This is a genomic window from Bradyrhizobium sp. CCBAU 51745 (assembly GCF_028128715.1).
GTDB lineage: Bacteria > Pseudomonadota > Alphaproteobacteria > Rhizobiales > Xanthobacteraceae > Bradyrhizobium > Bradyrhizobium manausense.
Genome location: NZ_LBJP01000083.1, coordinates 1 through 11,735, shown reverse-complemented (window position 1 = coordinate 11,735; position 11,735 = coordinate 1). Strand labels below are relative to the sequence as shown.

10 protein-coding genes and 1 pseudogene are annotated in these 11,735 nt (G+C 64.2%); all 11 read right to left on the bottom strand.

Features of this window, described 5'->3' with window-relative positions; all coding sequences use genetic code 11:
- Positions 1-33: 33 nt before the first annotated feature.
- Positions 34-1,275, bottom strand: a complete 1,242-nt coding sequence (locus XH98_RS23735; RefSeq protein WP_271601147.1) for a threonine synthase — start codon at positions 1,273-1,275, stop codon at positions 34-36.
- Between the two features lie 184 nt (positions 1,276-1,459).
- Entirely contained in the window at positions 1,460-2,881 is a 1,422-nt protein-coding gene (gene lpdA, locus XH98_RS23730; RefSeq protein WP_271620100.1) for a dihydrolipoyl dehydrogenase, read from the bottom strand.
- On the bottom strand, positions 2,882-3,523 hold the full coding sequence (locus XH98_RS23725) for a hypothetical protein (RefSeq protein ID WP_271620099.1): 642 nt from the start codon (positions 3,521-3,523) through the stop codon (positions 2,882-2,884).
- Between the two features lie 16 nt (positions 3,524-3,539).
- Positions 3,540-4,894, bottom strand: a pseudogene (locus tag XH98_RS23720) (pyruvate dehydrogenase complex dihydrolipoamide acetyltransferase).
- Between the two features lie 62 nt (positions 4,895-4,956).
- Positions 4,957-5,409 (bottom strand): nucleoside deaminase, encoded by a 453-nt coding sequence (locus tag XH98_RS23715; RefSeq protein ID WP_057755887.1) that lies wholly within the window; start codon positions 5,407-5,409, stop codon positions 4,957-4,959.
- 2 nt (positions 5,410-5,411) lie between these two features.
- Positions 5,412-5,714, bottom strand: coding sequence for a DUF5076 domain-containing protein (locus tag XH98_RS23710; protein WP_008547332.1), 303 nt, complete (start codon positions 5,712-5,714; stop codon positions 5,412-5,414).
- A 3-nt stretch (positions 5,715-5,717) separates the two neighbouring features.
- A complete protein-coding gene (locus tag XH98_RS23705; RefSeq protein WP_271620098.1) occupies positions 5,718-7,100 on the bottom strand; it encodes a pyruvate dehydrogenase complex E1 component subunit beta in 1,383 nt (460 codons plus the stop codon).
- A 28-nt stretch (positions 7,101-7,128) separates the two neighbouring features.
- A complete protein-coding gene (gene pdhA / locus XH98_RS23700) occupies positions 7,129-8,151 on the bottom strand; it encodes a pyruvate dehydrogenase (acetyl-transferring) E1 component subunit alpha (protein ID WP_057755893.1) in 1,023 nt (340 codons plus the stop codon).
- A 254-nt stretch (positions 8,152-8,405) separates the two neighbouring features.
- Complete coding sequence (locus XH98_RS23695; RefSeq protein WP_271620097.1) at positions 8,406-9,785, bottom strand: glycerophosphodiester phosphodiesterase family protein; 1,380 nt, start codon at positions 9,783-9,785, stop codon at positions 8,406-8,408.
- 145 nt (positions 9,786-9,930) lie between these two features.
- Positions 9,931-11,448, bottom strand: coding sequence for an aldehyde dehydrogenase (gene adh / locus XH98_RS23690; RefSeq protein ID WP_271620096.1), 1,518 nt, complete (start codon positions 11,446-11,448; stop codon positions 9,931-9,933).
- Between the two features lie 134 nt (positions 11,449-11,582).
- On the bottom strand, positions 11,583-11,735 hold a 153-nt coding region (locus XH98_RS23685; protein WP_271620174.1), incomplete at its 5' end, for a helix-turn-helix domain-containing protein.

Sequence of the window (11,735 nt, the reverse complement as noted above, 5' to 3'; positions counted from 1 at the left end):
GAGCGATCGTTCGTGAAGAGACGAAATGACGCCTCAGAACTGCGAATAGTCGATCGGCTTGTGGCGATCGAGCGTGCGGGTGACCGGCGGCAGCGGATATTTCAGGCCGGTGGCGCAGTTGAACAGCATGACGCGGTCGCCCTTCGAAACGCGGCCGTCGGCAAGGCTCTCCTTGTAGGCGGCGTAGGTTGCAGCGCCCTCCGGGCAGAGCAAGAGCCCCTCCTCGCGCGCGACCTCGTTCAGCGCCGACGAGATCTTGTCGTCGTCGACCGCAATGGCAAAACCCTTGCTCTCGCGCACGGCGCGCAGAATCAGAAAATCGCCGATCGCCTGCGGCACGCGAATGCCTGAAGCGATGGTGTGGGCGTCCTCCCAGCGCGTGGCGTGCTCGGTGCCGGCCTCATAGGCCCGCACCATCGGCGCGCAGCCGGAGGCCTGCACCGCGACCATGCGCGGGCGCTTTGAACCAATGAAGCCGATCTTCTCCAGCTCGTCGAACGCCTTCCACATCCCGATCAGGCCGGTGCCGCCGCCGGTCGGATAGAAGATCACGTCGGGCACGTCCCAGCCGAGCTGCTCGGCGAGCTCCAGGCCCATCGTCTTCTTGCCTTCAATGCGGTACGGCTCCTTCAAGGTGGAGGTGTCGAACCAGCCGACTTTCGCCTTGCCCTCGCCGACGATCTTGCCGCAATCGTCGATATAGCCGTTGACGCGGTAGACGGTGGCGCCCTGCAGCTCGATCTCGCTGACATTCACCTCGGGCGTATCGGCCGGGCAGAAGATCGTGGTCTTGATGCCGCAGGACGTCGCGTAAGCCGCGAGCGCCGCGCCGGCATTGCCGTTGGTCGGCATCGCCATGTGCTTGATGCCGAGCGCCTTGCCCATCGACACCGCCATGACAAGGCCGCGCGCCTTGAACGAGCCGGTCGGCAGCCGTCCCTCGTCTTTCACGATGATTTCGCCGCCGCCGAGCTTCTTGCCGAGCTTCGGCAGCCGGATCAGCGGCGTCGTGACCTCGCCGAGCGAGACGATGTCCTGGCATTTGCGCACGGGAAGCAGCTCGCGGTAGCGCCACATGTCGCCGGGACGCTGGCTCAGCGCATCCTTGGTCAGCGCCTTCTTCACGCCGGCGAGGTCGTAGCGCACCAGCAGCGGCTTGCCGGCCTTGGAGAGATTGTGGACCTGATCGGCGGCGTAATGATCGCCCTCCATGGCGCATTCGAGATGCGTGACGAAGGTCGGGCGTTCGATGGTGAGGTTGTCGTTGTCGTGCATGGGTTCATTCCCTTTTCTTGTTCTGCTTGGTCGCTATTGAACTCGTCACCCTGAGGTGCCGGAGCGAAGCGGAGGCCTCGAAGGGCGACGAGCCCGGCTGCTGCATCTCGGCCGTTCATCCTTCGAGGCTCGCTGCGCGAGCACCTCAGGATGACGGATCGGGGACGCCGCCGTCCGCCTTCCGTCAAATATTCAACACCCGTCCATAAGCATCCAGCACGGCTTCCTTCATCATCTCCGACAGGGTCGGATGTGGGAACACCGTGTGCATCAGCTCTTCTTCAGTCGTCTCCAGGTTCATGGCGACGACATAGCCCTGGATCAATTCGGTGACCTCGGCGCCGACCATGTGGGCCCCTAACAGCTGGCCGGTCTTCTTGTCGAAGATCACCTTGACCAGGCCCTGGTCCTCGCCGAGCGCGATCGCCTTGCCGTTGCCGACGAAGGGGAAACGGCCGACGCGGATCTCGCGGCCGCTCTCCTTGGCCTTGGCTTCGGTCAGACCGACGGACGCCACTTGCGGATGGCAGTAGGTGCAGCCCGGGATCATGTTCTTGTCCATGGGATGCGGATGCAGGCCCTTGATCGCCTCGATGCAGATCACGCCCTCATGCTCGGCCTTGTGGGCGAGCATCGGGGGGCCCGCGACGTCGCCGATGGCGTAGATGCCTGGGACGTTGGTCTTGCCGTAGCCGTCGATGACGATGCAGCCGCGCTCGGTCTTCACACCGAGCTTTTCGAGGCCGAGATTCTCGATATTGCCGACGACGCCGACGGCCGAGATCACGCGCTCGAACTCCGATGTGACGGGCTTGCCCTTGCCGTCATCGATGGTGGCGACGACGCTGTCGGCCTTCTTCTCGAGCTTGGTCACCTTGGTCGAGGACATGATCTTGATGCCCTGCTTCTCCAGCCGCTTGCGCGCAAGGCCCGCGATCTCCGCGTCCTCGACCGGGAGGATCTGCGGCAGCACCTCGACCACGGTGACGTCAGAACCCATGGTGTGGAAGAACGAGGCGAACTCGATGCCGATCGCGCCGGAGCCGACCACCAGCAGCGACTTCGGCATCCGCTCCGGCACCATCGCCTCGAAATAGGTCCAGATCAGCTTCTTGTCGGGCTCGAGGCCCGGCAGCACGCGCGGCCGCGCGCCGGTCGCGACAATGATGTGCTTGGCCTGGTAGGTCCCCTCGCCCAGCGAGCCCTTGGGACCCTCGACGTCGGACTTCTTCACGGTGATCTTGCCGGGCGCGTCGATCGAGGCGGCGCCCCAGATCACGCTGACCTTGTTCTTCTTCATCAGGAAGCCGACGCCGTCGTTCAGCCGCTTGGAGACGCCGCGCGAGCGCTGCACCACGGCCTTCGGATCGAACGAGACTTTCTCTGCCGACAGGCCATAGTCCTTGGCGTGCTGCATGTAGTGATAGATCTCGGCCGAACGCAGCAACGCTTTGGTCGGGATGCAGCCCCAGTTCAGGCAGATGCCGCCGAGATAGGATTTCTCGACGATCGCGGTCTTGAAGCCCAGCTGGGCGGCGCGGATCGCGGTGACATAGCCGCCGGGACCGGAGCCGATGATGATGATGTCGAAAGACGTGTCGGCCACTCAAACCTCCGCCTGAACCGGTAAACGTAAACGACGCGCACGCAGCGCGTATTCGATGATGCCGAGGACAGCAAGCACGGCGGCCGCGACCACGACGATGATGCGCCACAGGCCGGCCAGCCAGTCGCTGCCGGAAGGCGCAACCGCCGAGCCGACCAGCTCGATGCCGACGGGATTGAACACAAGCACGAGGCCGAGGCCGATTGTGATCCACGGCCAGAGTGTGCGCGGATCGCCACCTGTGGCAATCCGGTGCGAGCGCACCAGCATGCGCCAGAGCACCATCAAGCCGACAAGGCTCGGCAGCAGGAATTCCTGCACGATCTGCGCATCGCGATGGTCGCTCGGGAACGGATTGGTCGAGCGCGCATCGACAGCATTCATCCACACCGACCAGCCGGAAAACAATAGCGTCGCCATTGCGAGCACCAGCGCGGCCAGCGTCATGTCGCGTTCGCGTCCCGACTTCTGCAGCACGAGGGCGAACACGGCGATAGCCAGCGCGATATCGACCGCAATCGCGCTCGCCACCACGCCGAACTCCTCGGTGGTGCGGTAGCTCAGCATCAGCTGCAGCGCGATCAGCCAGGCCATGCCGAGCGCTGCACCACCTGCCGCCGCAAATGCGTGCGAGTTCGGCATCGCCACGCTCCGCGCGCTAGACCATCATCATGACGGGATTTTCGATCAGCTGCTTGAAGGCGCCGATCAGCTCGGCGCCGAGCGCGCCGTCGATGGCGCGGTGGTCGCAGGACAGCGTCACGCTCATCATGGTTGCGATCTCGATCTTGCCGCTCCGCACCACCGGCCGCTCCTCGCTGGTGCCCACCGCAAGGATCGTGGCATGCGGCGGATTGATCACCGCCGTGAAGTCCTTGATGCCGAACATGCCGAGGTTGGAAACGGCCGTGGTGCCGCCCTGATACTCCTCGGGCTTCAATTTACGGGACCGCGCGCGCGCGGCAAAATCCTTCATCTCGTTGGAGATGGTCGAGAGCGTCTTGGTCTCGGCCTTGCGGATGATCGGCGTGATCAGGCCGCCCGGCATCGCCACGGCAACGCCGACGTCGGAATGATGGTGCTTGACCATGCCTGACTCGGTCCAGCTGACGTTGCAGTTCGGGATCTTCTGCAGCGCCACCGCCATCGCCTTGATGACGAAGTCGTTGACCGAGATCTTGTAGAGCGGCTTCTTCTCCTTGTCCTTCGGAGCCGCGGCGTTGATCTCCTCGCGCGCGGCGAGCAGCTTGCCGATATCGCAGTCGATGGTGAGATAGAAGTGCGGGACGTTCTGGATCGACGCGGTCAAACGTTGGGCAATGGTGCGGCGCATGCCGTCATGCGGGACGATGTCGTAGGAGCCCGGCTCGAACAGCGACAGGATCTGCTTGTCCGACATGGTCGGCGCGATCGACGGCGCGCCGGCGGGCGGAGCCGCAGCGGGCGCCTTGAGGCCCTTGCCTGATTTGGCTTGCTCAACGTCGCGCGCGACCACGCGGCCGTGCGGGCCAGTGCCCGTGACCATCGAGACGTCGATGCCGGCTTCCTTGGCGAGACGCCGCGCCAGCGGCGACGAGAACACGCGGCCGGCATGGCCATTGCCCTGCGCAGCCGGTGCAGCAGCCTGCGGCGCGGGTGCTGCGGCGGGAGCCGGCGCAGCCTTGGGCGCGGCGGGCGCAGGTGCCGGTGCGGGAGCCTCAGCCGCCTTCTCGGTGGGCTTGGGCGGGGCGGCCGACGCGCTGGGCTTTGCAGCGCCCGCAGCCTTCACGTCCTCGCCTTCGCCGGCGAGCACCGCGATCACGTCGTTGACCGGCACGTCCTGGGTGCCCTCGGGCACCAGGATCTTGGCGTGCCCTCGTCGATGGCTTCGACCTCCATGGTCGCCTTGTCGGTCTCGATCTCGGCGATGACGTCGCCTGACTTGACCTTGTCGCCTTCCTTCTTCAGCCACTTGGCGAGGTTGCCCTTCTCCATCGTCGGCGAAAGAGCTGGCATCAGGATGTTGATGGGCATGCTGACCTCACGAAGAACTTCTCAAAACGTCGTCTCCGAAAGTGAAGACGAACAGACCAGGTTTAGTTGCCGATGTCGCCTTGCCAGAGGCGCTCATTGGCAGGGATGGAGCGCCAATTCTTCATCATGGTGATGGAGCGGTCGTCGGCCAGGTCGATCCAGGGAATCCCGAACTTGTCGAGAATGTCCTTGGAGCCCTCGAAGGTGACGGATTCCCCGATCACCACGAGCTTGACCTTGAACAGACCGAGCGCGCCGGCACACATCGAGCATGGCGACAGCGTGGTGTACATGACCGTGTCATGGAACGAGATCGCGCCGGCCTCGCGCAGGCAGCTCATCTCGCCATGCAGGATCGGATTGTTCTCCTGCACGCGGTTGTTGTGGCCGCGGGCGATGATCTTGTTGTCGCGCGTCAGCACTGCGCCGATCGGCAGACCACCTTGCGCGATCGAGGCTTCCGCTTCGCGGATCGCCTCCAGCATGAAATCGTAATGATAGGATTCGATCGTCACGGTCAGTGTCCCTTTCCCCGCGGCGTCGTGGTGCCAGTGTCGGTCGGACGCTCAATCTCGGCCTGGAACATGTCGAGGATCCGGTTCAGCGCGTCCTCCTCGGTATATTCGCTCTCGCGCGCATAAGCGCGCGCGGCGTGGCGGGCGAGATCGACCAGCAGCAGGCCCCACATGTCAGGCTCCTCGAAGGCGCGCTGGAACGCCATCGACAGCCCGCCATCCAGCACGAACACGCGCAGGATCTCGACCGCGTCATCGCGGGTCATGACGTCGGGCGGCAGTGGCTGCTCCTTCGGGCCCGCCATGGTCTACCTGTAGCAGACGGCTTTGGCGGCCTCGACGACCTCAGCCGCCGACGGCAGCGCAAGCTTCTCCAGATTCGCGGCATAGGGCATCGGCACGTCCTTGCCGGCGACGCGCGCGACCGGCGCGTCGAGATAGTCGAAGGCGTTCTCCATGATGCGCGCGGCGATCTCGGCGCCGACGCCGCTCTGGGCCCAGCCCTCTTCCACCGTCACGGCGCGCCCCGTTTTCTTCACCGAGTTGATGATGGTCTCGGTGTCCATCGGACGCAGCGTGCGCAGGTCGATCACCTCGGCCTCGATGCCCTCCTTGGCGAGTTCGTCGGCGGCCTTCAGCGCATAGGTCATGCCATTCGACCAGGAGATGATGCTCACATGGCTGCCCGAACGCACGATGCGCGCCTTGCCGATGGGAATGATGAAATCGTCGAGCTTCGGCACTTCGCCGGTGTGACCGTAGAGCACCTCGTTCTCGAGGAAGATCACCGGATTGGGGTCGCGGATCGCGGCCTTGAGCAGGCCCTTGTAGTCGGCAGCCGAGTACGGCGCGATGACCTTGAGACCCGGTACGTTCGAGTACCAGGCCGAATAATCCTGGCTGTGCTGGGCGGCGACGCGCGCGGCGGCGCCGTTGGGTCCGCGGAACACGATCGAGCAGCCCATCTGGCCGCCGGACATGTAGAGCGTCTTGGCCGCGGAGTTGATGATCTGGTCGATCGCCTGCATGGCGAAGTTGAAGGTCATGAACTCGACGACCGGCTTCAACCCGGTCATGGCAGCGCCGACGCCGACGCCGGCAAAACCATGCTCGGTGATCGGGGTGTCGATCACGCGCCGCGCGCCGAACTCCTGCAGCAGGCCCTGCGTGACCTTGTAGGCACCCTGATATTCGGCGACCTCTTCGCCCATCACGAAGACATCAGGATCGCGGCGCATCTCTTCAGCCATGGCGTCGCGCAGCGCTTCGCGGATGGTCTGGGTGATCATCTCGGTGCCGGCGGGCACCTCAGGATCGGGTTCGGCGACGGCCTGCGGCGCAGGTGCAGCCTTCGGCGCGGGCGCTTCAGCCTTGGCAGCGGCGGGCGGCGCGGACTCCGCGGCCTTCGCCGCCGGTGCAGGCGCCTTCGCCAGATCGGCGGCGCTCTCGCCATCGGCGAGAATGGTCGCGATCGGCGTGTTCACGGCAACGTCGGCGGTGCCCTCGGGAATCAGGATCTTGCCGAGCGTACCCTCATCGGTCGCCTCGACCTCCATGGTGGCCTTGTCGGTCTCGATCTCGGCGATGACGTCGCCGGACTTGATCGTCTCGCCCTCTTTTTTCAGCCATTTGGCGAGGTTGCCCTTTTCCATCGTGGGCGACAACGCGGGCATCAGCACTTGAATTGGCATATCGACTCCAAAGAAAGCTTGCGCGCGTTTAGCGGTAAACGTCGGTCCAGAGCTCGGCGGCATCCGGCTCGGGATCATGCTGGGCAAAGTCGGCGGAGGCGTTGACGATGTCACGCACCTCGGCATCGATCGCCTTGAGATCGGCCTCGCTGACCTTGGCCGCCAGCAGGCGGTTACGCACCTGCTCGATCGGATCCTGATCGTGACGGACCTTCTCGACCTCCTCGCGCGTGCGGTACTTCGCCGGGTCGGACATCGAGTGGCCGCGATAGCGGTAGGTCTGCATCTCAAGGATGTAGGGGCCCTTGCCGGCGCGGCACCAGGCCGCCGCCTCCTCGCCCGCGGCCTTGACGGCGCGGACGTCCATGCCGTCGACCTGCTTGCCCGGGATGTTGAAGGACACGCCGCGCTTGGAAAAATCCTGCTGCGCCGAGGCGCGCGAGACCGAAGTGCCCATGGCGTAGCGGTTGTTCTCGATGACGTAGATCACCGGCAATTTCCAGAGCTCCGCCATGTTGAAGCTCTCATAGACCTGGCCCTGGTTGGCCGCACCGTCGCCGAAATAGGTGACGCTGACATTGCCGTTGCTGCGGTAATTGTTGGCAAAGGCAAGCCCGGTGCCGAGCGAGACCTGCGCACCGACGATGCCGTGGCCGCCGTAGAAGTGCTTCTCCTTGCTGAACATGTGCATGGAGCCGCCCTTGCCCTTGGAATAGCCGCCGCGGCGTCCCGTGAGCTCGGCCATCACGCCGTTGGCATCCATGCCGGTGGCAAGCATATGGCCATGGTCGCGATAGCCGGTGATGACCTGATCGCCCTCCTTCAGGGCCATCTGCATACCAACTACCACGGCCTCCTGGCCGATATAGAGATGGCAGAAGCCGCCGATCGCACCCATACCGTAGAGCTGGCCGGCCTTTTCCTCGAACCGCCGGATCAGGAGCATGTCGCGGAGCGCCTTCAGCTCCTGCTCCCTGGTGAATTCCGGGGGCGAACCGCCGTTGGTTTTATCGTGCTCAGCGCTTGCGGCGGCTTTCTTGGGTGCGGCCATGGGAATTCCGGGTCAGAGAAATCTAGGTCCTCTCTAACCTAACTCAATCGGGTGTGAAAGCACCGCAGCGGCATAGGACGACTTTCATTATGCCGCACTGCAGCGTGGCCGAAATTTTGCAAAACTTTTGGCGCTGGATCAGGCAACATTAGCTCCGCGCCTGCGAGAGCTCTGCACACAAGCGCGGCGACGACATCGGACACGCATATCTCGGGTGCCGAGCCCCGCTGCGTGTCCGATTCGAACCGCCGGACCTACCAGCCCAGTTCGCGCAAATACGCAGCGCGGGCGGCAACGCCGGTGTGCGTGAAGTCGGTGAAGACTCCGTCGACGCCAAGCCGGAAAAATTTGAGATATTCCTGGGCTGGATCGGCGTGATAGTCGGCCGCAAGATATTTCTTCTCGTTACGGAACGTGAAGACGTGGACGAACAGGCCGAGCTTGTGCGCATCGGCAATCAGGCTGGTCGCCTCCTGGGTCGAAGCCTCCGGTGTCGATCCCTTGTAGGGCGTGCCGTCGGCATTGGTGTCCTTCCACAAGGCGACCTTCAGCGGAACGATATAGGGCTTCCACGGACCGATGCCGTCGGCATAGGTCTTGATTTCGGCGAGTCCCTCAGGCGTCAGCATCGCATCATACAAGCGTGCATCGCCCGCCACCGTCCAATCGAACGGACGTGAATTGGTGATGTTGTCGAGCAGCACCTTACCGGTCTTGAAGTCGATGCCGTTGCCGTCGATGAGCTGCACCTGCCGGGTCTGAAGGCCGTGGCTGCGCATATATTTCAGGCTGCCGGGCTCGAAGCTCTGAACCAGGATGGGCGCGTCCCTGGTGTTGAGGCCGTTGTCGTTGATGATTTTGATCAAGGCGTCTTCCAACGGATGGCTGCCCGGCGCGCCGCAGCCGTTTGCGATCGCCTGGGCATTGTTCCAGGTCGGATTCTTGGTTTCCGGATAGACCAGGATGGGACGCCCCGTCTCCTTGCTCTTGGCCTTGGCGATATCGAGGATGTCCTGGAAGCTGATGACGGGGAATTTGCCGTTGAACATCTTCGGCCGCTCGTTCGCCGCATCATAGGTGGTGCCGCCGATCCACTGCTTCAGCTCGGCCATCGTGAAGTCGGTGAGCGACCAATCGTTGGTGTGATCCTCACCGTCGACGATCAATGACTTCAGCACCGATTTGGGATCGGAGGGATCGGTGAGATCCGTGAGATAGTCGGCGGGCGTGCCGGCTGCGGCCGGCGCCTTGACGCGCACACCCGATACGGTGCGCTTGCGGGCTGCGACCACAGCGTTGGTCTTCGCCACTTCGGCCACATTGGTGTTGTCGGCCAGCCAGGGGTTGTGACGCGCGACCAGGACGCAGTCCTTGGTGAGGTGCAGATCCTCTTCGAGCGCGTCGGTTCCGAGCGCGGCCGCGAGCTCGTAGGAGACCTCGGTCTCTTCGGGCACCAGCCCCGGCACGCCGCGATGTCCGAGGATCAGCGGCGCCTTTCCGTCGACGGTCAGAAACGGCTTGGCACCTGATGGCGCAGACTGGGCCACGGCCATCGACGGCACCAGCAACGCCAGGGCCGCGCCGAGCAGGTTCGCTCTGACATGCATCTTCCGCCGCAAGAGATTGTTCGTCATGGCCGCGCCTCCCTCTGTGCCTGGCATCGCGTCGTCGCGATCGGGCTCGTCTTGTCTCAATAATCTGACAGACGGATGACGGCGGGTCGGGCGGTCACGGATGTGCACAGGCGGCGTCGACATGACGCCGCCTGCGCTGGTTCGATCAGAAGAAGCCGAGCTTCTTCGGGCTGTAGCTGACCAGGAGGTTCTTGGTCTGCTGGTAGTGATCGAGCATCATCTTGTGGGTCTCACGGCCGACGCCCGACTGCTTGTAACCGCCGAAGGCGGCATGGGCGGGATAGGCATGGTAGCAATTGGTCCAGACCCGGCCGGCCTGGATCGCCCGGCCGAAGCGGTAGCAGCGGTTGGCGTCGCGGCTCCAGACGCCGGCCCCGAGGCCATAGAGCGTGTCGTTGGCGATCGCGAGTGCCTCGTCGTCGGTCTTGAAGGTCGTGACCGAGACCACGGGGCCAAAAATCTCCTCCTGGAAGATCCGCATCTTGTTGTGGCCTTCGAACACCGTCGGCTGGACGTAGAAGCCACCCGAGAGGTCGCCGCCGAGATCGGCGCGTCCGCCGCCGGCCAGGACCTTCGCGCCCTCCTGCTTGCCGATGTCCATATAGGACAGGATCTTTGTGAGCTGCTCGCTGGAGGCCTGCGCGCCGATCATGGTGTCGGCCGCACGCGGATCGCCCTGCTTGATGGCGGCGACGCGCTTCAGCGCCCGCTCCATGAAGCGATCGTAGATGTCGGCGTGGACCAGCGCCCGGCTCGGACAGGTGCAGACCTCGCCCTGGTTCAGCGCGAACATGACAAAGCCTTCGATCGCCTTGTCGAAGAAATCGTCGTCTTCAGCGGTGACGTCCTTGAAGAAGATGTTCGGCGATTTGCCGCCGAGCTCCAGCGTCACGGGGATCAGGTTCTGGCTGGCATATTGCATGATCAGCCGGCCGGTCGTGGTCTCGCCGGTGAAGGCGATTTTTGCGATCCGCGGGCTGGAGGCGAGCGGCTTGCCGGCCTCCAGGCCAAAGCCGTTGACGATGTTGAGGACACCCGGCGGCAGGAGGTCGCCGATGATCTCGGCCCACACCATGATCGAGGCCGGCGTCTGCTCGGCGGGCTTGAGCACCACGCAATTGCCCGCGGCAAGCGCCGGCGCGAGCTTCCAGCACGCCATCAGGAGCGGAAAGTTCCAGGGGATGATCTGGCCGACGACCCCGAGCGGCTCGTGGAAATGATAGGCGATCGTGTCGTGGTCGATCTCGCCGATCGAGCCTTCCTGGGCGCGGACGACGCCTGCGAAATAGCGGAAATGATCGATGGCGAGCGGCAGGTCGGCGGCCCGGGTCTCGCGGATCGGCTTGCCGTTGTCCCAGGTCTCGGCCACCGCGAGGCGCTCGAGATTCTCCTCCATGCGGTCGGCGATCTTGTTGAGGATCGCAGCGCGCTCGGCGACGCTGGTGCGTCCCCAGGCTGCCTTGGCGGCATGGGCCGCATCGAGAGCCGCTTCGACGTCCTGCGCGTCGGACCGCGCGATCTTGCAGACGACCTTGCCGGTCACCGGCGAGGCGTTGTCGAAATATTTGTCCGAGATCGGCGCCACGAACTTGCCGCCGATGAAATTGTCGTAGCGTTCGGCGAACGGATTTTGGGTGACGCCGAGGAATTCAACCTTGTTCATTGATCACTCCCGATGTTGATGTTTGCGCTCATCGTCGTGTGTTCACGACTTGCGCCAACGATCTCGCGGGAGGTGCTTTCTGTCAGCCCGGGTGGATGCGAAGGTGGAGCGGACCTGTCGCAGAACTGCGACAGTCAGTGCTTCAGCTCGAACCGCTTCAGCTTCCGGTGCAGCGTGGCGCGGCTGACGCCGAGGGCCTTGGCGGCGGCCGACACGTTGCCGCCGGCGCGGAGCAGCGCCCGCTGCAGCACCGCGCGCTGGCCGCCGGCGAGATGGTCCTGTGCGGG